Annotated in this window: 21 protein-coding genes and 1 tRNA gene; 9 read left to right on the top strand and 13 right to left on the bottom strand. The window is 38.9% G+C overall.

What is annotated here, in order from left to right; genetic code table 11:
* Positions 1–15: 15 nt before the first annotated feature.
* Positions 16–3,963: a T9SS type B sorting domain-containing protein gene (locus OK344_RS07580; protein ID WP_265144228.1), complete on the top strand. Its 3,948-nt coding sequence runs from the start codon at positions 16–18 to the stop codon at positions 3,961–3,963.
* Between the two features lie 54 nt (positions 3,964–4,017).
* Positions 4,018–4,091 (top strand) — tRNA-Pro (locus OK344_RS07575).
* A gap of 118 nt (positions 4,092–4,209) precedes the next feature.
* Here OK344_RS07575 and OK344_RS07570 read toward each other — a convergent pair.
* A complete protein-coding gene (locus OK344_RS07570; RefSeq protein WP_265144227.1) occupies positions 4,210–5,046 on the bottom strand; it encodes a CvfB family protein in 837 nt (278 codons plus the stop codon).
* Positions 5,047–5,117: 71 nt separating this feature from the next.
* On the opposite strand from OK344_RS07570, the gene OK344_RS07565 reads away from it, so the two are divergent.
* The gene (locus tag OK344_RS07565; RefSeq protein WP_265144226.1) at positions 5,118–5,321 is read left to right on the top strand and encodes a KTSC domain-containing protein; all 204 of its coding nucleotides are present in this window, start codon (positions 5,118–5,120) and stop codon (positions 5,319–5,321) included.
* 63 nt (positions 5,322–5,384) lie between these two features.
* Positions 5,385–5,603 (top strand): hypothetical protein, encoded by a 219-nt coding sequence (locus OK344_RS07560; RefSeq protein WP_265144225.1) that lies wholly within the window; start codon positions 5,385–5,387, stop codon positions 5,601–5,603.
* Between the two features lie 149 nt (positions 5,604–5,752).
* Here the strand turns inward: OK344_RS07560 and lpdA are convergent, their stop codons facing one another.
* From lpdA to recQ, 4 genes are all read right to left on the bottom strand, one after another.
* Positions 5,753–7,156, bottom strand: coding sequence for a dihydrolipoyl dehydrogenase (gene lpdA, locus OK344_RS07555; RefSeq protein WP_265144224.1), 1,404 nt, complete (start codon positions 7,154–7,156; stop codon positions 5,753–5,755).
* Positions 7,157–7,300: 144 nt separating this feature from the next.
* Positions 7,301–9,853 (bottom strand): adenosylcobalamin-dependent ribonucleoside-diphosphate reductase, encoded by a 2,553-nt coding sequence (locus OK344_RS07550; protein ID WP_265144223.1) that lies wholly within the window; start codon positions 9,851–9,853, stop codon positions 7,301–7,303.
* A 153-nt stretch (positions 9,854–10,006) separates the two neighbouring features.
* Complete coding sequence (locus OK344_RS07545) at positions 10,007–11,092, bottom strand: glycosyltransferase (protein WP_265144222.1); 1,086 nt, start codon at positions 11,090–11,092, stop codon at positions 10,007–10,009.
* A gap of 18 nt (positions 11,093–11,110) precedes the next feature.
* Positions 11,111–13,315: a DNA helicase RecQ gene (gene recQ, locus OK344_RS07540; RefSeq protein ID WP_265144221.1), complete on the bottom strand. Its 2,205-nt coding sequence runs from the start codon at positions 13,313–13,315 to the stop codon at positions 11,111–11,113.
* Positions 13,316–13,541: 226 nt separating this feature from the next.
* Here recQ and OK344_RS07535 point away from each other — a divergent pair, with 226 nt between their 5' ends.
* Entirely contained in the window at positions 13,542–14,501 is a 960-nt protein-coding gene (locus OK344_RS07535) for a KpsF/GutQ family sugar-phosphate isomerase (protein WP_088469403.1), read from the top strand.
* A gap of 136 nt (positions 14,502–14,637) precedes the next feature.
* Positions 14,638–15,450 carry a twin-arginine translocase subunit TatC gene (tatC, locus tag OK344_RS07530; protein ID WP_265144220.1) on the top strand — a complete coding sequence of 271 codons (813 nt, stop codon included), beginning with the start codon at positions 14,638–14,640 and terminating at the stop codon, positions 15,448–15,450.
* A gap of 128 nt (positions 15,451–15,578) precedes the next feature.
* Here the strand turns inward: tatC and OK344_RS07525 are convergent, their stop codons facing one another.
* Positions 15,579–16,004 carry an SRPBCC family protein gene (locus tag OK344_RS07525; protein ID WP_265144219.1) on the bottom strand — a complete coding sequence of 142 codons (426 nt, stop codon included), beginning with the start codon at positions 16,002–16,004 and terminating at the stop codon, positions 15,579–15,581.
* A 189-nt stretch (positions 16,005–16,193) separates the two neighbouring features.
* Here OK344_RS07525 and OK344_RS07520 point away from each other — a divergent pair, with 189 nt between their 5' ends.
* The 3 genes from OK344_RS07520 to pcaF all read left to right on the top strand — a co-directional run bounded on the left by OK344_RS07520 (position 16,194) and on the right by pcaF (position 19,877).
* Complete coding sequence (locus OK344_RS07520; RefSeq protein WP_265144218.1) at positions 16,194–17,285, top strand: MBL fold metallo-hydrolase; 1,092 nt, start codon at positions 16,194–16,196, stop codon at positions 17,283–17,285.
* Between the two features lie 71 nt (positions 17,286–17,356).
* Positions 17,357–18,358, top strand: a complete 1,002-nt coding sequence (locus tag OK344_RS07515; protein ID WP_265144217.1) for an alpha/beta fold hydrolase — start codon at positions 17,357–17,359, stop codon at positions 18,356–18,358.
* Positions 18,359–18,659: 301 nt separating this feature from the next.
* Entirely contained in the window at positions 18,660–19,877 is a 1,218-nt protein-coding gene (gene pcaF / locus OK344_RS07510) for a 3-oxoadipyl-CoA thiolase (protein WP_265144216.1), read from the top strand.
* Positions 19,878–20,118: 241 nt separating this feature from the next.
* Here pcaF and OK344_RS07505 read toward each other — a convergent pair whose 3' ends face one another.
* The 7 genes from OK344_RS07505 to OK344_RS07475 form a co-directional block, all read right to left on the bottom strand.
* Entirely contained in the window at positions 20,119–20,562 is a 444-nt protein-coding gene (locus tag OK344_RS07505) for a VOC family protein (protein ID WP_088469410.1), read from the bottom strand.
* Between the two features lie 25 nt (positions 20,563–20,587).
* A complete protein-coding gene (locus tag OK344_RS07500; RefSeq protein ID WP_265144215.1) occupies positions 20,588–21,055 on the bottom strand; it encodes a hypothetical protein in 468 nt (155 codons plus the stop codon).
* 17 nt (positions 21,056–21,072) lie between these two features.
* Positions 21,073–21,528: a DUF1569 domain-containing protein gene (locus OK344_RS07495; protein WP_265144213.1), complete on the bottom strand. Its 456-nt coding sequence runs from the start codon at positions 21,526–21,528 to the stop codon at positions 21,073–21,075.
* A gap of 108 nt (positions 21,529–21,636) precedes the next feature.
* A complete protein-coding gene (locus OK344_RS07490) occupies positions 21,637–22,197 on the bottom strand; it encodes a Crp/Fnr family transcriptional regulator (RefSeq protein ID WP_265144212.1) in 561 nt (186 codons plus the stop codon).
* An 81-nt stretch (positions 22,198–22,278) separates the two neighbouring features.
* The gene (locus OK344_RS07485) at positions 22,279–23,484 is read right to left on the bottom strand and encodes an ABC transporter permease (protein ID WP_265144211.1); all 1,206 of its coding nucleotides are present in this window, start codon (positions 23,482–23,484) and stop codon (positions 22,279–22,281) included.
* A 23-nt stretch (positions 23,485–23,507) separates the two neighbouring features.
* A complete protein-coding gene (locus OK344_RS07480) occupies positions 23,508–24,467 on the bottom strand; it encodes an HlyD family secretion protein (RefSeq protein ID WP_265144210.1) in 960 nt (319 codons plus the stop codon).
* Positions 24,468–24,503: 36 nt separating this feature from the next.
* A complete protein-coding gene (locus OK344_RS07475) occupies positions 24,504–25,910 on the bottom strand; it encodes a TolC family protein (protein ID WP_265144209.1) in 1,407 nt (468 codons plus the stop codon).
* Between the last annotated feature and the right edge of the window lie 40 nt (positions 25,911–25,950).

The raw sequence follows: 25,950 nt of genomic DNA, 5'->3' as shown, positions 1-25,950 counted from the left end.
AGGATAATTTTTTTAATGAAAAAACCTCTACTTCTCGCCTTTTTCTTTTTTCTTTCCGCTACATTTTTTAGTCAAAAACTCAAAACAGATTCTGACGCTTTTTTCTACGAGAACAAGGGCCAGATTATTGATCAGAACGGTAATGCGAATCCGAACGTAAAATATCTTTTAAATGTTGGTGGATTAAATGTTCAGATCAAAACCGATGGTTTTTCTTACGATGTCTACGAAGCTAAGAGAACTTTAAAGACTGACTCAAATAAATACGAAAAAGAGCCGCTAAAAAGCACGAAAAAACGTCCGGAATATGATATCGAACAGCAGTTTCACCGTGTTGATATCACCTTTGTGGGTGCAAATAAAAATCCTACAATTATTGCAGAGGGTAAATCGGCTGACTATGATAATTATTACAATCTTCCTCATCGCCCAGCAGGAGTGGAAAATGTTCACCGCTTCGAAAAAGTTATCTATAAAAACTTATACTCCAATATCGATTTATTTTTTTTCAAGCCGGCGGACACGCTGAAACCGGTAGAATACAATTTCATCATTCATCCAGGCGGTAAAATTTCCGATATAAAACTGCAATTTAAAGGAGCACAAACCCATTTAAAAGACGGAAAAATATCAATGAATCTGCGGTTCGGCGAAATGCAGGAAAACATTCCCCATTCGTGGACCGACATCAACGGCAAAAAAGAAGACCTTACGGTGGAGTATGCGGATTTGGGAGATGACACTTACGGTTTTAAAACCACTAAAGATACTTTCAGCAAAACGGTAGTTATCGATCCTGTTCCGACAAGAATCTGGGGAAGTTATTTTGGTGGAAACGGGGATGAATTTGGATGGTTAAAACCTGATCGATTTGATAATATTTTTTTACACGGCTATACATCAAGTACAAACAATGTGGCCACTTCAGGTTCCCATCAACCAACAATTATGGGCGGATATGATACATTTATCAATAAAATTTCTAAAGACGGACAAAAGTTATGGGGTACTTATTACGGTGGTAATTACTCGGATGCTTCCGGCGGTTTAGACTTTGACAATAATGATAACATTTTTGTGGTAGCAGATATAAGCATCCCTAATCCTATGTATCCGGGAAATACATATTATTATTTTGCACAGCTCGCCATTTTAAAATTCAAGCCGGACGGAACTTTGGTTTTCGAAAAAATATTTGGAGGAAAAAGTAAAGACATTTCTTATGACTTAAAATATTATAATAACAACATTTATATTATAGGAGAAACTTATAGTGATGACCTTGCGACACCCGGTGCTTTTCAAAATAGCATTACAGTAGGTATGCAGGCTGGATTTGTTGGCAAGTTTAAAGCTTCTGACGGAAGTACGGAGTGGATTTCCTATATAACAGGTAATTCCCATACAACAGTGGGAAAAATCTTCAGTGCGAATAGTAATGGTATCGAAATTATTGCCACCACAAGAGCTACTGATTTTCCAATGGTGAACGCATTTCAGCCAACTAGTCATATAGCTCCAGGCAGTACCAACAACAATGGTTTATACCTGAATTTTTCCGAGAACGGCGCCTTGCTTCGCTCAAGTTACGTAGGCGAAAATCATTCTTACTATTTTGAAAGTGCGCGCAGGTTTGGCGATGAAATTTTCTTCGGCGCTCACGTCTACACTAAAAGCCAAGCAAGTTTTTTTGTTGCAAATCTTCTGACCAATACGGTTGTTGAAAAAAATATTCCAGTTGTATATGGATTGCAGACATCAACATATATTGATACTGGCCGTAATCTATTCGTCGCGAATTATGCCTGCCAAGGTGACGCTGGATTAGATCAAGTAGCAACACCCGGTTCGTTTATGGAGACGAGCGGCCCCGGATGCACCTCTCATTTTTTGAAGTACGACGAAAATCTTAATAAAATATGGGGTACTTTTTATCCCGGACATACGCAGATTCCGCTTATTACCAAAGACAACAGTAACAATATTTATTTTTGGGGCTTAAATTTTGGCACCACTCCCGGAATGGTAACTCCTGGAACATTTCAACAAACAGCTTCTGCAACGAATGACGAAATGTTTATCGCAAAGTTTGCAGACTGTAAGTCGACTGCTAACATCTCATATACCCCTACCTGTATTGGCCAGAACTTGCAGCTAAATGCCTCAGGCGGATCAACTTATGAGTGGTTCGGACCCAATAACTATCATTCAACACTACAGAATCCTGTTATAAATAATGCTCAGACAATTAATTCCGGAGAATATTTTGTAAGAATAACTGGTGGACAATCCTGCGGCGGAATTTTTTCACTAAATGTTAATATAGGAAGCCCAACCGGACCTGTTTTAGACCTCGCTGTTTTACCCAATTTAACAAGAGTTTGTAGCGTTACAGTTACGACTATACCTACAGCAACGACCGGTTGCGGCACCCAGATTATTGGCACCACGGTCGATCCTCTTACTTATACAATTCCCGGTAGTTATGTAATTCACTGGATATTCGATGACGGTCACGGTACTATTTTAACTCAAAATCAAAACGTTACAGTGACGGGTGTTGCAAAGCCGGCGGCCCCTGCAGCACAAAATTTCTGCAAGATCATTTCACCTAAAATTTCCGATCTTCAGATTACGGGAACATCCATTAAGTGGTATAATGCCGCCGGAAATCCTTTAAGTTCCAACACCGTTTTAACTGATGGTACAAAATATTATGCAAGCCAGACGCTGAATGGCTGTGAAAGTGCCAAAACAGAAATTACGGTAACGCTCAATGATCCTACGGCACCGACAGGAAGTAATCAGCAGGATTTCTGTTCAGCCCAGAACCCTACTATTTCTAATTTGACGGTAACGGGTCAGAATATAATTTGGTATGATTCAACAGGCACGATACTGACGGCTTCTACTCCACTTTCGGATGGTAAAACTTACTATGCAACCCAATCTGTAAACGGCTGCGAAAGTACAACCAAACTGGCGGTAAAAGTTGCTGTTGCGAATGGCGGAATTCCGGCAAATAATTACGCAACCGCTTTTTGTAATGATACTACAGCAACTACCAAGATTGTAGATCTTAATAATTACAGAACAAGTCTTATTGCCAATACAGCAGGTTTAACTTTCGAATTCTTTGATTCCGCGAATCAATCAATTACTAATCCGGCAAACCAAAAACTGAACATCGGAGCAAATGTGTTTGATGTGAAAATTTCTAACACACTTGGCTGTTTTGTCTACGTAAAACTGGATTTAACTTTACATCCAAAACCAACACTGAATCTCCCTGCGAGCGCGGAATTTTGCTCAGGACAATCAGTGAATTTAGATGCAGGAAGCGGATTTTCTTCTTACGAATGGACGAAAGACAGCAATCCAACTGTAATCTCGACAAAACAGACGCTTTCGGTTTCTGAGGTCGGAAAATACACGGTAAAAGTTAGAAATATTTTTGGATGCGAAAATACATCTTCTGTTATGGTAACGAAGTCATCTTTCGGAACGATTACGGGAGTTCAGATCGTAAATAATACGGCAACAGTCATTATGTCGAATTCTGGGGATTTTCTCTATTCTTTGGAAAATGCTGTTTGGCAAACGTCAAATATATTTAGCAATCTGTCCAACGGAAGTCATACGATATTTGTAAAAACCTCCGGAAACTGCGTGATTGGGCAGATGAATTTCACGATTTTCAATGTTCCGAACAGTTTCACTCCTAATTCTGACGGCATTAATGATACATGGAAAATAGACGGAATGGAAATTTACCCGAATTCTGACATTAAAGTTTACGACAGAAACGGAAAACTGGTCCTGTCAAAAATAACCGCCGGAACTTTTGAATGGGACGGAAAATTTGATTCCCGTGCCCTTCCAACCGGAAGCTATTGGTATATCATTAAAGTTTCTGACGGGCGTATTTTAAACGGTTGGCTATTGATAAAAAACAGGAATTAGAGATGAAATTCATTTTGAAAATCACGTGCGATTCCTTATTTTTGCACCTGCGTTCGGGATGTAGCGCAGCCCGGTAGCGTACTTGCATGGGGTGCAAGGGGTCGCTGGTTCGAATCCAGTCATCCCGACAATAAAAAGAGCAGTTCCAACATTGGATTCTGCTCTTTTTTTTTTATATTTTGGCTAAAGCCGTCTTGGTTTTTAATAAATAAAGCGGGCTAAAGCCCGCTCCTATTCATTTTCCTATTATTCTCCTTCTTCCAAAAGGCGGATTTTATCTTCTAAAATTTCAATTTTTTTATCCCGGTACAATCCGCCGATGGCTTTCTTAAAATTCTTTTTGCTCATCTGCAGTTCCTGCTTTATTTCTTCTGGTTCGGACTTATCGGAAAGATAGAGTAAACCGTAGTTTTCATTTAATTTATCAAGAATTATTTGCTGAAATTCATCATTGTTTTCGTAACCTTCGGGTTGTAGGGAAACATCAATTTTACCATCTTCTCTCACAGATTTTATGTAACCAATTTCTTCGGAAAGCGGGAATAATTTTTTGTAAACATCGGAGGTGTAAATAAGTCCGATGTATTTTTTATTCACAATAACATTCCATCCCAGTTCGCCTTCGCCCATCAAAATCAGATTTACCTTATCGCCCTTTCGGAAAGGCAGATCTTCGTATTGCGGATTTCTCTTGAACCGTGTTGTACCGGTGATTAATCCTAAAAATTCATCAATATAAACATGCACCAGATATCTTTTGCCTTCGACAATTTTCTGTTTCTGCTGTTTGTACGGAATGAACAAATCTTTAATAATTCCCCAATCCATAAAAGCGCCGCTAGGGAGGCTCTGTACGCAGGTCATTACGGCAAACTCTCCTACTTCGGCGTTTGGTTTTTCGGTGGTTGCCTTCAGTCTGTCATCATCCTGATAAACGAAAACCTCCATTTCATCGCCAATTTCAGCATCTTCGCTAGCGAAAATTTTAGGAAGAAATGCTCTTCCTCCGTTTTCATCTTCCAGGAATAAACCTGAATAATTTTTTTCTGCGATTTTTAATAATTGAGTTTTGCCGAGATTCATAGGTTAGCGTGATAAATAATTGACTGCAAAGGTAAGAAAACTAAAGGAACGGATATTGATGAAATGGAATTATGCCCTCATCAGTCATTAGAAAATATTTTTATAAGCCGGAACTCCAGATCCTGACCATCGTTTATGTGTCCGGAGCGGTCTACAATTATCTCGACGTTCCGCAGGTAGTTTTTGATGACTTCCGGGCGGCATTTTCTAAGGGAACTTATCTCAACAAAAAGATAAAACCTTTCTTTAAATACGAAAAAGTAAGTGATATTTAAACAAAATCATCTCCGCACAAAACGAAGCAGCAGGCATCAGAAATGATTCCGCAACGTACATAAATGGTTCCGCAACCTTCAGAAACGGTTCCGCGACCTACAGAAATGATTCCACAACCTTCAGAAATGGTTGCGCAACGTACAGAAATGGTTACGCAACCTACAGAAATGGCTCCGCAACGTACAGAAATGATAAAACGACATTGCGGAACGATTTCTGCGGATGATCATTCAAATATTACACACCATTTTACAAAATTTACTATTAAAATTATGTTTTAATTATTAAATTAATAAAGCAAACACTTGATTTTTTTCTGATCAATGATTATCCTAAAAATTTACGAATCCCTCGTAATGGTAAGATTAATCACAAAAAAAAGAGAAGCCGAAACTTCTCTTTAAAATATCTACAATTTAGATTCTTCTCTTTACATATGAAGTGCAATTTTTCCGGTTGCATCCAAAGCTGCTTCTTTAATCGCTTCTGCAAAAGTTGGGTGTGCATGCGACATTCTTGCGATATCTTCAGCACTTGCGCGGAATTCCATCGCGGTTACCGCAGCGGCAATCATATCGGCAGCTCTCGCACCAATCATGTGCACGCCTAAAACCTCATCAGTTTTTTCGTCTGCAATGATCTTGATGAAACCATCCACATCACCGGAAGCACGGCTTCTTCCCAAAGCTCTCATGGGGAAATTTCCTACTTTTATGGCAACGCCTTCTGCTTTCAATTGCTCTTCTGTTTTACCCACTGCAGCAACTTCCGGCCAAGTATAAACAACACCTGGAATTAGATTGTAATTGATGTGTGGTTTTTGTCCCGCAAGCTGTTCCGCAACCAAAACTCCTTCTTCAGAAGCTTTGTGTGCCAACATAGCTCCGGCAACTACATCACCGATTGCGTAGATATTGGAAACATTGGTTTGCAAATGTTCATTGGTTTTTACTCTTCCTCTTTCATCCAGATCGACACCTGCTTTTTCTATGGCAAGTCCGTCCGTGTAAGGCTTTCTACCTACGGAAACCAAAACATAATCACCTTCAACAACTACTTCTTCGCCTTTTTTATCTTTTGCGGTAACTTTTACGGTGTCGCCGTTTCTTTCGACAGCCTGAACCGCGGTAGAAAGCATGAATTTCATGCCCTGTTTTCTTAAAACTTTGTTGAGTTCTTTCGATAAAGCACCGTCCATTGTTGGGATGATTTTATCCATAAATTCAACAACGGTAACTTCAGAACCTAATCTTTTGTAAACAGAACCTAATTCCAAACCGATTACACCGCCACCGATTACGACAAGATGTTTCGGAATTTCTTTAAGTTCTAAAGCTTCGGTAGAAGTAATGACTCTTTCCTTATCTAAAGTAATGAAAGGCAGCGAACTTGGTTTGGAACCTGTCGCGATGATGATATATTTAGAGTCGATGATCTCCGATGAACCGTCGTTTTTGGTTACTTTTACCTGGGTTGAAGATTCGAAACTTCCAACACCTTCGAAAACGGTAATTTTATTTTTCTCCATTAGGAACTGAATTCCTTTGGTAGTTTGATCTACCACTTCGTTTTTTCTGGCAATCATTCTTGCCAAATCTGCTTTTGGCTCGTCGATGATAATGCCGTGGTTGGCGAAATTATGTTTTGCGTTTTCGAAATGTTCAGAACTGTCGAGCAAAGCTTTTGAAGGGATACATCCAACATTCAGACATGTACCGCCCATGGTAGGATATTTCTCTATAATTGCAGTTTTCAAACCTAACTGTGCGCAACGGATTGCCGCAACATAACCACCAGGACCGGAACCGATAACGGTAACATCGAATTGACTCATTTTTATTTTTATTTGATTGATTAAAAATTAAAGGTGCACAAATTTACGGATTTTTTGTGCATTCGCGGCACGGAAATTCTGAAAATCGACTTCAGATTTAACGAGTTTTAAAACGAAAAAATGTTAATCAAATTCATCGTTAAATTATCCACACTTCGAGCTTCCACAATTCTTACAAATCAGGCAGCCTTCCTGATACACCACCTGATCCGATCCGCAGTTCGAACATTTGCCCGAAGCTTCAGTTCCGTCGGCGATATAGCGTTTCAAGGCCCGTGCAACACCGGCTTTCCAGTTGTTGATGGATTCGGAATCGAGTTCGAGACGGTTAATCAGTTCCACCACATTTTCAATCGGCATTCCATGTCTTAATGTCCCTGAAATCAATTTAGCGTAATTCCAGAACTCAGGATTAAATTTATGTGAAAGCCCTTCAATTGTGGTTTTATAGCCACGCAAATTGGTAAACTGAAAATCGTAACGGGATTTGCCGTCTGCATCGCGGTTTTTAATAATCAGTCCTTCGTTTACCCAGCGCGGAAGGGCAATTCCTTCTTCATCGTCTGCTAAACCGGTGAAAATTTCATAAGGTTTTTTGTCTATGAGACCAACAAAGGCAATCCATTTGTCTTTATTATTCTGGAAACGTACCACATCAGCTTCCAGCACGTGCGGTCTTTTTGTTGGAAAAGCAGGTTGCAGGATTTCAGTTTTTTCTTCTTTTTTCTCGTCATTCGAAATCAAAACTCCGGAACGCGAGCCGTCACGATACACGGTAACTCCTTTACAGCCTACTTCCCAGGCTTTGATGTACAACTGATTCACCAGTTCTTCAGTCGCATCATTCGGAACATTAATCGTTACAGAAATCGAATGATCTACCCATTTCTGGATGGCGCCCTGCATTTCAACCTTACTCAGCCAGTCCACATCATTGGAAGTGGCTTTGTAATAAGGCGAAACTTCGATGATTTTATTAATTTCTTCCTGAGTGTATTTTTTATCGGTATCGATTCCGTTAATTTCCATCCACTGTCTAAAACGGTGATGAAAAACAAGATATTCTTCCCAGGAATCTCCAACCTCATCTACAAAATCTACCCGTACATCTTTGTCATTGGGATTCACTTTTCTTCTTCGCTTGTAAACCGGAAGAAACACAGGCTCAATACCAGAGGTGGTTTGTGACATCAGTGACGTACTGCCTGTAGGCGCAATTGTAAGTAATGCAATATTTCTTCTTCCGTATTTCTTTAAATCTCCATAAAGTTGGGGATCTGCCTCCTTCAGTCTTAAAATGAACGGATTTTTCTCTTCTCTTTTCGCATCGTAAATCGCGAAAGCACCTCTTTCCTTCGCCATTTCAACAGACGAGCGGTAAGCTGCAAGTGCTAAAGTTTTATGAACCAAAGTAGAAAATTCGTTACCTTCTTTGCTTCCGTACTGAATATTCAAAGCGGCCAACATATCGCCTTCGGCGGTAATTCCCACTCCTGTTCTGCGGCCTTCAATGGTTTTTTTGCGGATCTTGATCCAAAGATTTTTTTCAGTGGCTTTAATTTCATTGCTTTCAGGATCTGAGTCTATCTTATGAATAATCGCATCGATTTTTTCAATTTCAAGGTCGATGATATCATCCATCATTCTTTGGGCAAACCCTACATGTTCTTTGAAAAGCTCAAAATTGAATTTCGCCTTTTTGGTAAAAGGATTTTCAACGTAAGATAATAAATTCACCGCCAAAAGTCTGCAGGAATCATACGGACACAGTGGAATTTCGCCGCAAGGATTGGTAGAAACCGTTTCGTAACCTAAATCTGCATAACAGTCAGGCAAGGATTCTTTAATAATGGTATCCCAGAAAAGCACGCCCGGTTCCGCGGATTTCCATGCATTGTGAATGATTTTATTCCAAAGATCGGTCGCTTTAATTACTTTGCTGACTTTAGGATTTTTGCTGTGAATCGGATATTTCTGAACGTAATCTTCCTTCCCTACCACGGCTTGCATAAATTCATCATCAATACGTACCGAAATATTGGCGCCGGTGATTTTTCCCTGCTCAAGTTTGGCATTTACGAAATCTTCAGAATCGGGGTGATTTACAGAAACAGAAAGCATGAGCGCTCCTCTTCTGCCATCCTGAGCCACTTCACGCGTAGAATTGGAATACCTTTCCATAAACGGCACCAAACCGGTTGAAGTGAGCGCAGAATTTTTCACGGGAGAACCTTTCGGGCGAATGTGTGACAAATCATGACCAACGCCGCCGCGTCTTTTCATCAGCTGCACCTGCTCTTCGTCAATTTTCATAATGCTTCCGTAGGAATCACTGTCGGTACCGCTGCCGATGACGAAACAGTTGGAAAGTGAAGCGATTTGAAAATCGTTCCCAATTCCCGTCATCGGGCTTCCCTGCGGAATAATATATTTGAAATTTTTAATGAGACTGAAAATTTCCTGTTCAGAAAGCGGGTTTGGATATTTGGCTTCAATTCTGGAGATTTCCGAGGCGATTCTGTGATGCATATCATCCGGTGTTCTTTCGTAAATATTGCCATCTGAATCTTTCAGCGCATATTTACTTACCCAGACTTTTGCTGCGAGATCATCGCCTTCGAAGTATTGTAACGTACTTTCATACGCATCTTTATAAGAATAAACCTTTTGTTTCTTAGTAATTTTTTCAGCCTCCATAAATATTATTATTTTCGAAATAAATTTACAGAAGATAATCTAAATAAAAAAAAGTTTACAAATTAAATTATTTAAAATACTGACATTCAATATTAAAAATATTTATAATAGGTGAAAAGTTTACAAATTTTTAAAATTAACTTATGATTAAGATCATAAGTTATTGAAAATTTTTTCGTAATGGCTAAGAATTTTATCTTTTGAAAAACGAGAACGGACCGAATCACGAATTAACTCACTTGGATGCTGTTCCTTTAAAATCTGGATCATCTTTTCGGCAAACGCTTCATGGTTTTCGATGGTGAATATTTCACCGTTAACTTGAGGCTGAATAATTTCGTTAATGCCACCCGGACAATTATTGGCGAGTGAATAAATTCCACATGCTCCGGCTTCCAGAAGTACATTCGGAAATCCTTCATAACGTGATGAGAGTACAAATAAATCCGCGAATTTCAGGAACTGATAAGGGTTTTTCTGCTGACCGTGAAAAATTACGTTTTCCAAGCCAAATTCCTCCTTTTTCTGATGCAGCAAAACCTTGTCTCTGCCATCTCCGAGAATATGCAGCAGAATTTTTTCGTTTTTTAAATGCGAGAAAACTTTTAAAAGATTATCAAAACCCTTTCTGGAAGATAAATTTCCGATAGCAACGACATTTTTAAAATCAGATTTGAAACTTTGCGGCCGTACCGAAAGTTCCAACTGTTTTTCAATAAAACCGAAATCGACAGGATTGTTGATTTTAATGATCTTATGAGGTTTTAATTTAAAATTATCGATAAGATCATTCGCCATGTCGTCGCTCTGGCAAATAATCCTGTGATAATTGCTGTAAAATCTGTAGAAAAACCGAATTTCCTTACGCTTTACATGCTGGGAAACAACATTGGTTTCTCTGGCAATGAATTTCGTTTTCGGAAAAAGCGGAATAAATAATGAAAGATAGGCGTTGATTTCGCCAAAACCGCAGAATACGATATCGGGTTTTCTTTTCTTGATTTCGAGCAGGATAGGTTTTAAAGAGTGTCGGATGCGTGGTGTTTCCAGGTCGATGACCTCCACATCGTTTTTCAGGATATCGAGATAACCGCCTTCTTTTCTCAAAAGCATTATTTTTGGCACAAAAAATTCCCGGGGAAGATGATTGGCAATGGTGGTAACAATTCTTTCAGCTCCGCCGGTTTCGAGGTCGGGAAGGATGAAGATGATCGTCTTTTTTCTGGAAACCGAGGTCAATCTAAAGCAATTTAACTGTTAATTCGCAACATCGCTGATGAATTTAATCCTTAACATGCGTACTTCTTCATCACTTAAATCATCACCAAATTCGGCCAAAAGAACTTTCATGCTGTCACTGTCGGAACCGCGCATAAAATCCATGAATTCATCTACAATGTCTTCATCGAAATTTTCATCAATATAATAATCGATATTCAGCTTGGTTCCCTGATAAACAATTTGCTCCATTTCCTTAAGTAAATCTTCCATCGAAAGATTTTTTGCCTTGGCGATATCCTCCAGATCAATCTTTTTATCGGTACTCTGGATAATGAAAACCTTGTGACTGGATTTATTGGCCACCTGTTTGATGACCATATCCTGGGTTCGCTCTATACCGTTTTCTTCAACATATTTTTTAATAAAATCTGCAAATTCTTTTCCGTACTTCTTCGCTTTCCCTTCACCAACTCCGTAAGTTTTCCCGATTTCTTCGACGGTGACAGGATACTGCACGGTCATATCCTCTAAACTCGGATCCATGAAAACTGTGTAAGGCGGAATGCCATGTTTTTTGGCTACCGACTTACGCAATTCTTTCAGCTGAACAAAAAGATTTTCGTCTAAACCGCTGTTTTGCTGCACCTGAACCTGCTGCGAATCTGCTTTGGTTTGGGCAAGATCGTATTCGCGGTCTTCAGCGATGAGAAATGCAGTTTTATCTTTTCCGTCGATAACTTTTCTGCCTTTTTCTGTTACTTTCAGCACACCGTACGTTTCGATATCTTTCTGAAGATAATCCTGTACGGTTGCCTGGCGAATAATCGATTTCCAGAAATTTTCAGCTTCATTTTTTCCGAAACCGAAATACTTGCTCGTTTCAAGTTTATAAGATTTTGTAACCGAATTTTCTTTCCCGACAATAACCGAAATCAAATCTTTAGTCTTGAATTTCTCTTCGAGATCTTTTACCAGTTTCAATACCTGATTTAGTTCTTTGGTCGCATCTTTCAGCGTAGGTGGATTTACAGAATTATCGCACATTTGTGCGCCAGCGCCGTTTATTGGATCGAACTGTTCCCCGAAATAATAAAGAATATATTGGCGGCGGCTCATGGAAGTTTCAGCATAACCCACCACTTCATTCAGGAGCTGAAGGCCAATTTCGCGCTCAGAAACGGGTTTCTGTGCAAGAAATTTTTCAAGTTTCTCGATGTCTTTTGGATCATAAAATGCGAGACAGTAACCTTCTCCACCATCTCTTCCGGCTCTTCCGGTTTCCTGATAATAACTTTCGAGAGATTTTGGAATATCGTAATGAATCACAAACCTTACATCCGGCTTATCGATTCCCATTCCGAAAGCAATGGTAGCGACAATTACATCACATTCTTCCATCAGGAATTTATCCTGGTTTGCAACACGGGTTTTTTGGTCAAGACCTGCGTGATACGGCAGCGCATTGATTCCGTTCACCTGCAGCAGTTGCGCAAACTCTTCAACTTTCCGCCTGCTGAGACAGTAAACAATGCCCGATTTTCCTTTATGCTGATTGATGAATTTTACAATTTCTTTGTCGATATTAACTTTCGGGCGAACTTCGTAAAAGAGGTTCGGACGGTTAAAGCTTTCTTTAAAAACCAACGCATTCGTCATTCCCAGCGTTTTCTGGATGTCATCCTGAACTTTTGGCGTTGCGGTTGCAGTTAAAGCAATCACCGGAACATCTGCAATTTTATCGATAATAAGCTTCAGGTTTCTGTATTCCGGGCGGAAATCGTGTCCCCATTCCGAAATACAGTGCGCTTCATCAATGGCTACAAAAGAGATTTTCACATCCCGCAGAAAATCCAGATACTCTTCCTTAATCAGTGATTCCGGGGCAACATATAGCAGCTTGGTGCGTCCGGCTTTGATATCATCGAAAACCTGTTTGGTCTGGGTTTTATTGAGGGAAGAATTCAAAACATGGGCAACGCCAAGATCGGAAGAAAGCCCGTTAACAGCATCTACCTGGTTTTTCATCAGCGCAATTAATGGCGAAACCACAATGGCAGTTCCTTCGGAAATAAGCGCCGGCAACTGGTAACACAACGATTTTCCGCCCCCTGTAGGCATAAGTACAAAGATATCTTTCCCGTCGAGTAAATTTTTTATAATCGCTTCCTGCTGACCTTTAAATGTTGAGAAGCCGAAATATTTTTTGAGTTCTTTTGATAAATCGGCGTTTTTTGTTTTCATCTTTTATTATTCATTGTATCGCTAAAGAAAGAACTTTATTTTATTGTTTGAAAATTCTTTATCTCTGGCAGTCTGTCTTAAATTCTTTACTAAATTTGCATTTTACCCAAAGTTAGAAAATAAAAATCAAAATTAAAAAATACACCTTTAATTTTGAGCATCAGAAAAATAAAATATTTCCGTATATTAATAGGATTAAAAATTTCCTTTTTTCAAATCAGCACCGATGAATCATCCTGAAATTCTACAAATAGCGAAAAATGCAATTTCCATTGAAATTAAAGAACTTGAAAATCTGAAAAACCGCCTGGATGAAAACTTTCTTAAAGCGACAGAACTCATCAACTCGGCGGCGGGAAAACTCATTATCGTCGGGATCGGAAAATCTGCCCATGTAGGCAACAAAATCGTCGCAACGCTGAATTCTACCGGAACTCCATCACAGTTTCTTCATGCTTCTGAAGCGATTCACGGAGATTTGGGCGTTATTCAGAAAACTGATGTGGTGCTTTGCATTTCCAATTCGGGAAATTCGCCGGAAATTGTAAACCTACTTCCCTTTCTGAAAGACTATTCTTCCGCATTAATAGGAATGACGGGAAATATGAACTCGAAACTGGCCGAGTTTTCGGATGTTATTTTAAATTCTTCGGTAGAAAAAGAAGCCTGCCCGATAAAACTAGCGCCAACCAGTTCCACAACAGTACAAATGGCTTTGGGCGACGCTTTGGCAGTTTGCCTTATGGAACTGAACGGCTTTAAAGAAAATGATTTTGCAAAATTCCATCCGGGGGGCAGTTTAGGCAAAAACCTTACGGCAAAGGTAGAGCAGTTTCTTTCCTCTCAAAAGCCGCAGGTTTCTGAAAATGCCAATATCCGGGAGATTATTATTTCGGTTAGCGGTTCTTCGCACGGAATTACGGTAGTAACAGATAACGAAAAAATTACTGGCGTGATTACCGATGGCGATCTTCGCAGAATGCTGCTCAGCGAACAGGATCTTTCTAAAATTATCGCAAAAGATATCATGAGCGCTCATCCAAAAAGTATTGATAAAAATGCACTGGCCAAAGAAGCCATGCAGATTCTGAAAGACAAAAATATCGGCCAGCTCATTGTGACCGAACAGGGCAAATACCACGGAATTATTGACATCCACCGACTACTGGATGAAGGAATTAACTAAAATCCAGGAAAATTTGGTGCATCGCATCCACAGAAATACTGAGATTTTAAGGCGAAATAGTTTTCGCCCGGTTTCCCGTTTTACGCAATAATTCAGTAATTTCGCAATCTTGAATTTTAAATCTTGAATTTTTAAAATGAGTGAGGGAAAAGAAATGTCATTCTGGGGACACATCGGCGAATTGAGAGGACACCTGATCCGCTCCATCATTGCCATTATTATAGGCGCCATTGTAGTGGGACTGAATGTAAACTGGATCATGGACCATATTTTTTTCGGGCCTACACGCAACGACTTCTTTACCTTTAGAGTGGTAAATCATTTTTCCCGCGAACTTATCGGCGAAGACAGTATTACCCTGCCAGAACATTTCGCGGTGCAGCAGAAGAAACTTTTCCAGCAGTTTAATGTAATGATGTCGGTTTCTATTTTCGGTGGAATTGTTGCGGCTTTTCCTTATATCATATGGGAACTTTGGAGATTTATTTCGCCCGCACTACACCCAAACGAGCGCAAAAACTCAGTTTTCATGATTAATTTTGTGTGGATTCTTTTTGTCGTAGGAATTTTATGCGGATATTTCCTCATCCTTCCTTTTGCGATTAATTTCGGGTTATTGTTTACGATTTCAGATTCAATCACTCAGCTATTTGATCTCAGTGATTATACTACCCTTTTTATGCAGGTTGTGCTTGGGATGGGGCTTGTGTTCCTCTTTCCGGTGATCGTTTATTTCCTGACTTCAATAGGAATTTTAACGCCACAGTTCATGCGAACTTACCGCCGACATGCGATTGTTTTAATTATGGTTGTTGCGGCAATTATTACTCCGGCTGATGTACTGAGTATGCTGATGGCAGCGTTCCCTCTTCTTCTGCTGTATGAATTCAGTATTATGATGAGCGCTTACACCTACAAAAAAGTGGAGCAGCGTGCGAACCAGCAATGATAGACTTTAAAATCAAAGACACCAAAAGCTTTTTTTCATTTTTTTTAAATTTAAATTAAACATCTGCAAACATTGTTTAAAAAAACAAAAACACGCCTCTCGGCGTGTTTCCCTCAATCAATATTAATCTATTTTTCTATAAATTCTTTCAAGCTCTGCCCTAAAATTCCATTCCAGCCGTTTTCGAAACTTTCTTTCTGAAAGTCTGTACCCAAATGGTTGAAATTCTCCAAACCTTTATGCGTAAGGGTAATTAAAGTGCCTCCGTTATCTTCTTCCAGCTCCCATCTCACAATCGTCTGCTCTTTAGAGATTTCCGGATAAGACCAGGTATGCTTAAATTTCTGATTTGGAATTACTTCCAGAATCTTACCATGGTGATGATACTTATTTTCACCTCCGGGTTCAAAAAAATTGAACTCATTATGAAGTCCCAGCTCGAAATCAGGGATATCAAAATACCATTCCTTCATCTGCGCTTTATCGGTCAAAGCGTTCCAAACCTTTTCTACAGGCGCGTTCACTCTTTGTTTAATGACTACATTTTCGTGCATAATATTTAATTTTTTTGATTGTACTAAAGTTAACACTTATTTCAATGATAGATAAAATTATTCCCATGATTTTATTCATTCCTTTAATTTTAATTTACATTTGCAGGCGTTTGTAAAATAAATTCCATACTGGTTACTCGACTTAAAACCAGTGAAACCCGAATAAAAATGAAGATTCTAAAGAAACTTATGATTATAATTCTTATGCTGGCGGTTGCTGTAATGGTGACAGCTTATATTGTCTTAGGACAGGCAAAATTTGGTAAAGCTCCTTCCGGTGAACGACTGGAAAGAATTTTAAAATCTCCTCATTACAAAAACGGACGCTTCGACAACTTAAATGCTACTCCGCAATTGGCAGAAGATACCTCGATGCCGGAAGTAATGTTCCGCTTTCTTTTCGGAAAATTTCCCAATAAAATTCCGCAAAGACCTTTTAACTTTGAAAAGACAGATTTGAAATCTTTGGATCCCAACGAAAATGTATTCATCTGGATGGGACACTCGTCCTATTTCCTACAAATTGACGGTAAAAAAATCCTCGTGGATCCCGTTTTCAGCGGTAATGCGTCGCCCTTCTCTTTTACAACAAAGGCTTTTGAGGGAACAGACCTTTATACCACAGATGACTTTTCGGAATTGGACTATTTGATTATCACTCACGATCATTGGGATCATTTGGATTACGAAACTGTTCTTAAGCTTTTTCCGAAAACCAAAAAGATCATTACCGGCCTTGGTACCGGTGAACACCTAGAGTATTGGGGCTACAATCCGAAAAACATCGTTGAACTCGACTGGTTTGAAAGTTCAGATTTAGGTGAAGGATTTAAAGTTACTGCAGAACCGGCAAGGCATTTTTCCGGGCGTGGTTTAAAGCGTGATCAGGCGATTTGGGCAAGTTTTGTATTTGAAACACCAAACCAAAGAGTGTACATCGGTGGCGACAGCGGTTACGATAATCATTTTAAAAAGATTGGTGAGAAATACGGAAGTTTTGATTTGGCAATTCTTGAAAACGGACAATACAACAAAGATTGGCGGTACATCCACATGATGCCCGGAGACCACATCAAGGCGATGGAAGATCTCAATGCCAAAAGAATGATTCCGGTCCACAACTCGAAATTCGCTCTGGCAACACATCCATGGAAGGAACCGCTTGAAAAAATAATGGAACTTAATACCGAAAATAAGAGAATCCTCACCCCGAATATTGGCGAAAAAACAGATTATCTGAATGATGATGAAAACTATGACCAGTGGTGGAAATCCTATTAACAGACTGATAAAATAAAGGGTCGTTCGCGACTCTTTTTTTAATTTTGTAATTTTGTAAAAACGTTTTCGAAATGAAATTAGCATCCATGTTTTCTTCCATTTTCTTGATTTTCAGTGCATTTTTCAATGCACAAATTCAGCCAAAAATTGAGGCTTTGGATTCAGAACTATCTACAGTGCAATATCCTTTTCCGGTTGTTTTTAAAATATTGAAAACACAGGGACAGGATTTGAAAATGGCTTTCATGGATGCCAAACCTGCGAAACCGAACGGTAAGACCATCGTTTTGCTTCATGGCAAAAATTTTAACGGATACTATTTCGAGCAAACTGCAAAAGTCCTTTTAAAAGAAGGTTTCAGGGTGATTATGCCGGATCAGATCGGTTTCGGAAAATCATCGAAACCCCAGCAGTATCAGTTCAGTTTTCAGCAATTGGCAGAGAATACGAAAACTATTCTGGATGATTTAAAAATAGAAAAATTCATTCTTTTAGGACATTCGATGGGTGGAATGCTCGCCACGAAAATGGCCGTAATGTATCCCGACAGCATCGAAAAGCTGATTTTGGAAAACCCAATAGGTCTGGAAGATTACCGGAAATTTTCACCTTATCAAAACATCGATAAACTCTACGCTTCCGAGCTGAAAAACACCTATCAGTCCTACAAAGAATATCAGTTAAAATTTTACTATGACGGAAAATGGAAACCCGAATATGACAAATGGCTGAATTTGCTCGCAGGGTGGACGATTCATCCGGATTTCGCGAAAACCGCTTGGAATGCAGCAGTTACGACCGATATGGTGTATACACAACCCGTGGTTTACGACTTTGAAAACATCAAAGCCCCCACTCTACTTATCATAGGAACACGCGACAGAACAGCAATTGGAAAGGCAAATGCACCGACAGAATTACAACCTTTGATGGGACTTTACCAAAATTTAGGCAAAGAAACCCAAAAGAAAATCAAAAATTCAAAATTGGTGGAACTTGAAAACGTGGGTCATTCGCCACATATCGAGGTTTTTGATCGGTTCATTATACCTTTGCTCGAATTTGTTCATTAAAATTCTAATATCTTTTTAAAGAAAATAATTTCCCTATTCCTACATTTTCAGTTTTCAACAATTTTTATTGATTGAAAAGTCCGAAGATGGTAAAATTGAACCTCTAGAATGGTTTGTTAGTCCTTCAGTGGACGGCCGCTTCATTGGCATATTGGTTACCATCATTTTTTTGTCCTTCATTAAGTTTTTCCAAAAGCAAATCGGAAAATGGTAATACTGAAATTCCGCAAAAACAGGAGAACGTTTATCAAAAAATAAATAAAAAGCGTATCTTTTTACCCATAAAAAAAATGAACTTGAAATGAGTAAAGAAGCATATATTATAGACGGCACTCGCAGTGCAATCGGAAACTTTAAAGGTAGCCTCGCCGCCGTGAGAACTGACGATTTAATAGCTTCCGTCATTAAAAATCTTATCGCAAAAAATCCGGAATTGCCTTTGGACAGAATAGATGATGTGATCATAGGATGCGCCAACCAAGCCGGGGAAGATAACCGAAATATCGCAAGAATGGCGGTGCTTTTGGCCGGACTACCGGAAAGTGTCCCGGGAGAAACGGTGAACCGACTTTGCGCCTCGGGAATGAGTGCGGTGGCACAGGCGATGCGGGCGATAAAATCCGGTGAAGGCGATCTCTTCATCGCAGGAGGCGTGGAAGGAATGTCCAGAGGTCCGTTTGTGATTTCTAAGGCGGAAAGCGGGTTCGCAACCGATCAGAAAATGTACGATTCCAGCTTCGGATGGCGTTTTGTAAATCCGGAAATGGAAAAAACATACGGCGTAGAAGCGATGGGAAAAACCGCTGAAAACCTCGCTGAAATGTATAAAATCACGAGAAAGGAACAGGATGAATTTGCCTTGAATTCTCAAATGAAAGCCACAAAAGCACAGGAATCCGGGAGATTGGCGGAGGAAATTTCCGACATCCAAATTCCACAAAGAAAAGGCGACCCGATTCTGGTAAACAAAGATGAATTCATCAAACCGAACAGTAGCTTAGAAATTTTAGGAAAACTTAAACCTGCATTCGTGAAAGAAAATGGAACGGTAACGGCAGGAAATGCTTCCGGACTGAACGACGGAGCTGCTACAATGATCATAGCTTCGGGGGATGCAGTGAAAAGTTATGGTTTAAAACCCTTGGCGAAAATTGTTTGTTCTGCTGTAGTCGGTGTAGAACCGAGAATCATGGGAATTGGTCCGGTTGACGCAACAAAATTAGCTTTAAAAAGAGCTGGCTTAACATTGGATCAAATTGATATTATTGAACTTAATGAAGCCTTTGCCGCACAAAGTATAGCGTGCTTGAAAGAACTCGGAATTGCGAATGACGATCCAAGAGTGAATGTAAACGGTGGCGCTATCGCATTGGGGCATCCACTGGGAATGAGTGGATCACGAATAACCTATTCCGCAGCGTTGGAACTGCATAAAACCGGCAAAAAATATGCGTTGGCAACGATGTGTGTTGGCGTCGGACAAGGCTATGCAGTGATTTTGGAAAATGTAAATATTTAATGATTTTCGAATAATTAGAGGCCTAAAAATAAAAACCCTTGCAGTTGAAAGGGTTTTTATTTTTTTATAATCGCTGCTGATTTTTGAAATCTATGATAAAACACCTGAATGCTGTTTTAGCCCCGATTGGAGCAATTGTTTGAGCTCTTTTCAGCGGCGGCTTCGCAGCCGCCGAAAAAGCGAGTGCGGAAAGCGGGACGGGTTTTCGGAAGAGCTACGAGTTTTCTTGCTCCGAAAAAAATTAGTGCTGTTGCTTTGCCGGGTCGTCGTAATTCACCATCCAATTGATGCCAAATTTGTCGGTCCACATCCCGAAATAAGCGCCCCAAAAGGTTTCAGCAAGAGGCATGGTGACTACTCCACCTTCGGAAAGTCCGCTGAAAAGCCGGTCGGCTTCTTCCCTGGAATCGGTGTTGATGGAGAGGGAAATGTTGTTGCCCGCATTGAATTGGGAAGCCCATTCGCCGGCGGTATCGCTGCCCATAAGCACGGTTTCCTGAGAAATAGGAAGCGTTACGTGCATGATTTTATTTTTGTCGGCTTCCGGAACGTCTTTACCATCCGCGGGCGGCATATCTCCGAAACGCCCCATATAAGGAAATTCTCCGCCGAATACGGATTTGTAAAAATTGAAAGCTTCTTCGCAGTTTCCATTGAAGGTTAAGTACGCATTTACCTGTGCCATTTGTTTAATTTTTCGAAGTTAAAAATCAATTTTTCCAGTTGGTTTTATAAGTTAAAGTTCCATCGTAGCTTTTCCAGTTCCCTATGAATTCGATGAACTGGTTGTCGATTTTCTGGGTCTTTTTATTCCACATAAAAGTGTAAATAAATTTACCGGTGAAGATGCCAGAATGCTGTCCTTTCGGTTCTTCTGCCAATTCATATTCACCGAAAACGGTGCTGCGCTTTTTACCGTCCCGGTATTGGTTTATTTTAAGTTTACCTTCAAATTTTGAATAGTTCTTTTCAACCATTGAATATCCTGCAAGAAAATATTCCTGATCATTTTTTTTGTTCTGCTCGGAAATATTAACTTTCACTTTTATTTCCTGTTTCCCGTTGCCAATTACTCCTGTGTAAGGCTGCGATTTATTCATCCACACCTGTTCTATATTAGGCATTTGGGAAAATGCGAAACCCGACATAAAAAGAAATAAGAGAAGAAATTTTTTCATCAAGTGTATTTTTAAGGTTAAACGCCAAATTGATCCAAATGATGATTGAGGTGTTTCGCCAACATATTGTTCCATTCCTGAGCCGTAAGTTTACCGAAAGAATGCGACATTTTACCGTCAAAAGCTTCTTTGCCGAGTTGTTGAACGCGCTGAATGTTTCCAATGAGCTTTTTCTTTTCTTCTTCAAAATTTCTCTGATCGGCAATAATGAAAACAGGCGAAGTTGGTAAACTTTGTTTGTATGGTTTATCGTTGACGATTTTCGGTTTCACAAAATTGGAAAGCAGAAATTTTGCGATGAAAGAAGGTTTTTTATGTTTTTCCGGTTCGAAAATAAAGGAATAGGCAACATTAAGGTGCGCCAAAACCTGATCAACGCTCATTTTGCCCCATTTTCTTTGGGTTTCTGGTGTTAAGTTATTGATTCTGTTGATGTATTCTTGCGCGACTTTTGCATCAAATATATTTTGCATGGAATTTATTTTAAAAGTAATATAAAATTAATTGAAACTTCTAAAACTTCAGCAAAAACAGGATAAAAAAATATAATAAAATTGGGAAGATGTGAACATCGTTTAAATTTAAATATCACTTCTAATTCGGCTTAAAGTCTCTTGTGAAATGCCTAAATATGAAGCAATCATACCAAGTGGAGCTCTGAGAATGATGTTAGGATTTTCTTCTAAAAGTTGGATGTACTTTTCTTTTGCCGTCATAAATTGCAGCGACGAAATTCTGTGAGACATCTCTATCATTAAATTTCCTAAAATATATCTGCTGAAATTTGCCGCAGTAAGCGAAACCGAACATAGTTCCTCTAATTTGTTGAAATTACAGGTGGTAATGACCGATTTTTCTAATGTTTCAATGTTATTTCGAGTAGGTTGGTTTTTAAAAAGCGTATCGATATTGGCCGTAATCTTGCCTTCCGAATAAAAATTGGTGGTGATATCTTTTCCGTTTTCGTAGTAAAACATTCTCAGCAAACCATCATCTACAAAGAAAACAGTATGGTTGTATTGATTTTGCTTGCTCAATATTTCACCTTTATCAAAGACTTTTGTTTCACATTCTTCATTTAGAAAACGCTCTATTTCTGCATCTACCTTAATGTGCTTATTAAGTTCTTGAATTAGTTTCATGCATACTGGATTTATTACAAAAGTAAACAAAAAAGGCGCTTCAGTAAACTGAAACGCCTTCTCCTAAACATTAAAAAAAAACTATATTGATTTATCGAAATTTTCCTCTTCATAATCTTCGGGCAGATTATATTCTTTGAACAGCATTTTAATTTTGATTTTCAAAGCTATCCAACCTAAAAGAAAATAAACCCAACCGAGAATAAATAAGTGCCAGAAATATTTTTGGGTTAAATAATCGGAACCTTTTTCTACCACCATTATTTTCAGCGCTTCCAAATATGGAGTTAAAGGAATAATTTTGGTAAAGTAGGTAATGAAATCCGGCATGGCATAACTAGGCCATGTAAATCCACTGATGATGAACGCAGGCGAAGCAATTACCATTAAAATCTGCGTGGCCTTCAAAGCATCTGGAACTAATATACTTACTAAAACGCCTAAATTGGTTGCTGCTACTACAAAAATTGAAGTTACCAAAAAGAAATTCATAGCGTTTTCTGGAGCTGGAATTTTAAAATACAAGCTGCACAAGTAAAAGAATAAAATATGTAAATTGGATAAAATCCAAACAGGTAAACATTTAATCGCCATTACCAAAATTGCATATTTGTGTTTCCCTGCGAAATCTTTAATGAAAGAATCCCGCTTAAATTCTTCCGAAAACGTAACCGCCATTGCCAAAAGAATCACTTGCTGTAAAACCACCGCCATCATTGCTGGCCACATAAAAATCAGGTAATTACTCGTGGTGTTAAAAAGCGTAATATAATTCGCTTTAAAGGGTTCGATATTGGCCTTGGCTTGGTCTGCATTCATTCCTTTTTTTTGCAAAGCTTTCATTTCGGCACCAGCAGAAAAAGTTCCCAAGGTAAGCTGAATTGCTTTTGAAGCGAAATTAGCCGTCAACACATTCGACGTATTGACATAGACGTTGATTTCGGGATATTTCTTTTGCAACATATTGGCTTCGAAACGCTCTGGAATAATCACTACTGCTCCTGCTTCTGTTTTGATGACCTCATCTTTCAAAATCGCCGGTTCTTCTACATAATTCAGCACCTTCAGGGTATTATTATCCCCTAACATGTCTACAATTTGGTTAGACAAAGGAGTTTGGTCATGATTAATCACAATCACAGGAATATCCGTTACTTTTCCCTTTTCATAAGTAAAGCCCAAGAGCAGCGCGTAGAAGATGGGCGCCATAAAAAATACAGAAAGCATCGTTCTGTTCGTGAAGAACAAATGAAACTCTCTTTTTAAAAGGTATCTTAACTGTTTCATTTTTATAAATTTTTAAGTCAAGATTATTTTAAAGTTACGCTAGAATTCACCAAGATATTATTCACTTTCGCTCGATCGGTAGGAATTACCTTAATTTCATACACTGCATCTTCTGGTTGATAATCTGGGAATGCTGTGGTAATATCTGCATATTTTGTCAATTGTTTGATGGAAACTACTTTTCCCGAAAACTCCTGATTACCGTAAATAGATTTCATATCGACGGTCATTCCTTTTTGGTATTTTGAAATTTTACTTTCCGGAATGGTAAATCTAAAATAAGTTGTATTCGGAATATAGCCGTTGAAAAGTGCATAACCGGCAGTTGCCAATTCGCCTACATTTAGAGAAATGGTTTCAATTTCCATATCATTGGTTGCGATGATATATCTTTCAGAATACGCTACATTGGCTTCCTGGAGAACTCCTCTGGCTTGATTTTCCTGGCCAATTGCCATTTCTATTTTTTCTAATCTTGTACCAACTTCCACATCGTGAAGTTCTGCATTCACAGCGTCGTATTGGGCTTTTGCACCTTGTAATTTTGCGAAAGCCTCATCATAATTTTGTGGAGAAAGCAAACTGTCTTTATACATATTTTGGGCTCTTCTAAAGGATTTTTGGGCATACTGATATTGTTCTGCTAAACCCTTTTGTTTGGCTCTTAACTGACGAAGTTGGTCTGCAGTTGCGCCATTTTTCGCCATCTGTGCTTGTGCGGCGGCGGCGGCAGTTGCGCCCTTTGCTTGAGCAATTTTCGCTGTAACTTCGGGCACGTCTAACATTGCGAGGGTATCTCCTGCTTTAACCGTTTGTCCTTCTTCTACATAAATTTTTAAAATTCTACCGGTAACTTTTGGTGCGAAAGAAACAATTTCCTTTTTGGTTTTACCTTCGGTTAACTTTTGCGGAGTTTCATTTTTACAAGCTCCCAGAGAAAGTAAGGCTACTAAAAATAAAGATATTGCAATATAGTTTTTCATCGGATTAATATATTTATTTGTTTAATGTTTATCGTTTTATAGTTTTTCTGCGTTTAAATTTTGTGTAGACTTCATCACTTCAATCGCTGCCCTTCTTTGGTTGAAAACAGCAGTTTGATAGTCCAATTCTGCGACTTCCAAATCATTTTCCGCTTCAATTAATTGGGTTGCTTTAATCAAACCATATCTGAATTCTTTTTCGGCTTGTGTCAATGCATTTTTAGCAATTTTTTTCGCAGTCGCTTTTAGGTCAACCTGGGCATTTGCGATGTTATAATTGGTTTGGTTATTCGCTAAATTGAGTTGCAATTTTCTTTCGGCATCAGATTTTTTACTTTCTAAAATTTCTCTATCAATTTTTGCTTTTTCTACTTCATGTTTTCCTTCATTTCCATCAAAAACATCCCATTTAAAACCAATTCCCGCTTGAAAAATGGGCAGTAAATTAAGATTCGTCAAGTCATTATCTAACTTTGCACCAGTTCGCGGCATTAATACTTTAGAGGAAGAAATATTGGTGTTATAAAATCCCATGTATGAAAGAGAAGTCATCGCTTGAACTTTCGGAATCCACCACGTTTTTTCTGCTTTAATTTTCGCATCAATCGCTTTCATACCAAAGTCCAAAGCTTTCAATTCCGCTCTGTTATCGATGGTTTCATCGGTTACCAAATACTCAATTTTTTCTAGATTCGGGTTGATTAAGGCAATTCGCTCTTTATCAATTCCTGTTAAAAGATGCAATTGCGTTATCAGCAACTCTTTTTTGCCTTCGTATTCTACCATTTTAGAATCCAAGGTAGCTTGGGCCAGTTCTATTTTTTTGTAATCGTACGGGGTGATTAATCCATAACCAAGAGCTTTTTCAGCTGTTTTTTTATTGGCATCGAGACGTTTTTTGCTTTCGTCCAACACATTTTTCGACTCTGCTACCAGTGCAAACTGATCATACGCTTTAGAGATCTGCGTAATTACTTCGTCTTCATTTTTAACCTGCAATGCTTTATTGGCATTGTCTTTTTCAATCAAAGCTTGCTTCAGATACTTTACTTTTCCGCCAGAATAAAGAACCGCTGTTGCTTCGATTTTTGCCGCGGCATCAAAACCTGACAAATTAAAATTATTGTTAAAAGTTCCTTCCGGGAAAACGGCACCGGGAAAAAGAGGGGTAATTGCAGGAATCGCAATTTCTGGGGAAACTACCTTTGTCGTAGCGTTTAAGTATCCAGCTTTACCAGAAATCTCCACCTTTGGCAAGAAAATATCTTTAAGTTTTTCTTGATCTAATTCGTTTGCTTTAGATTCTAAATTTTGTTGTTCTATGGCCGCATCTTTAGTCATCGCAGCGTCTACCAATTCCTGGAAGGAAGGAGCAATCTGCGCTGAGAAGGATAGCGGAAACCCAAGTATGGCAGCAAAAAATAATTTTTTATAATTTTTCATTTTTAATGTTTGTTTACAGATGCAAAGTTGCGAAGAATGA

It is taken from the genome of Kaistella yananensis (genome assembly GCF_026107505.2).
In the GTDB taxonomy this organism is placed as follows: domain Bacteria; phylum Bacteroidota; class Bacteroidia; order Flavobacteriales; family Weeksellaceae; genus Kaistella; species Kaistella yananensis.
The sequence above is the reverse complement of the archived record's forward strand: the minus strand, read 5'-3'. Positions and strand labels throughout refer to the sequence as shown.

Coding starts and splice junctions, on each gene's coding strand:
- OK344_RS07580 (WP_265144228.1), top strand. CDS start 16: ATGAAAAAACCTCTACTTCTCGCCTTTTTCTTTTTTCTTTCCGCTACA.
- OK344_RS07570 (WP_265144227.1), bottom strand. CDS start 5,046: ATGAATCTCGGCAAAACTCAATTATTAAAAATCGCAGAAAAAAATTAT.
- OK344_RS07565 (WP_265144226.1), top strand. CDS start 5,118: ATGCCCTCATCAGTCATTAGAAAATATTTTTATAAGCCGGAACTCCAG.
- OK344_RS07560 (WP_265144225.1), top strand. CDS start 5,385: ATGGTTCCGCAACCTTCAGAAACGGTTCCGCGACCTACAGAAATGATT.
- lpdA (WP_265144224.1), bottom strand. CDS start 7,156: ATGAGTCAATTCGATGTTACCGTTATCGGTTCCGGTCCTGGTGGTTAT.
- OK344_RS07550 (WP_265144223.1), bottom strand. CDS start 9,853: ATGGAGGCTGAAAAAATTACTAAGAAACAAAAGGTTTATTCTTATAAA.
- recQ (WP_265144221.1), bottom strand. CDS start 13,315: ATGAAAACAAAAAACGCCGATTTATCAAAAGAACTCAAAAAATATTTC.
- OK344_RS07535 (WP_088469403.1), top strand. CDS start 13,542: ATGAATCATCCTGAAATTCTACAAATAGCGAAAAATGCAATTTCCATT.
- tatC (WP_265144220.1), top strand. CDS start 14,638: ATGAGTGAGGGAAAAGAAATGTCATTCTGGGGACACATCGGCGAATTG.
- OK344_RS07525 (WP_265144219.1), bottom strand. CDS start 16,004: ATGCACGAAAATGTAGTCATTAAACAAAGAGTGAACGCGCCTGTAGAA.
- OK344_RS07520 (WP_265144218.1), top strand. CDS start 16,194: ATGATTATAATTCTTATGCTGGCGGTTGCTGTAATGGTGACAGCTTAT.
- OK344_RS07515 (WP_265144217.1), top strand. CDS start 17,357: ATGAAATTAGCATCCATGTTTTCTTCCATTTTCTTGATTTTCAGTGCA.
- pcaF (WP_265144216.1), top strand. CDS start 18,660: ATGAGTAAAGAAGCATATATTATAGACGGCACTCGCAGTGCAATCGGA.
- OK344_RS07505 (WP_088469410.1), bottom strand. CDS start 20,562: ATGGCACAGGTAAATGCGTACTTAACCTTCAATGGAAACTGCGAAGAA.
- OK344_RS07500 (WP_265144215.1), bottom strand. CDS start 21,055: ATGAAAAAATTTCTTCTCTTATTTCTTTTTATGTCGGGTTTCGCATTT.
- OK344_RS07495 (WP_265144213.1), bottom strand. CDS start 21,528: ATGCAAAATATATTTGATGCAAAAGTCGCGCAAGAATACATCAACAGA.
- OK344_RS07490 (WP_265144212.1), bottom strand. CDS start 22,197: ATGAAACTAATTCAAGAACTTAATAAGCACATTAAGGTAGATGCAGAA.
- OK344_RS07485 (WP_265144211.1), bottom strand. CDS start 23,484: ATGAAACAGTTAAGATACCTTTTAAAAAGAGAGTTTCATTTGTTCTTC.
- OK344_RS07480 (WP_265144210.1), bottom strand. CDS start 24,467: ATGAAAAACTATATTGCAATATCTTTATTTTTAGTAGCCTTACTTTCT.
- OK344_RS07475 (WP_265144209.1), bottom strand. CDS start 25,910: ATGAAAAATTATAAAAAATTATTTTTTGCTGCCATACTTGGGTTTCCG.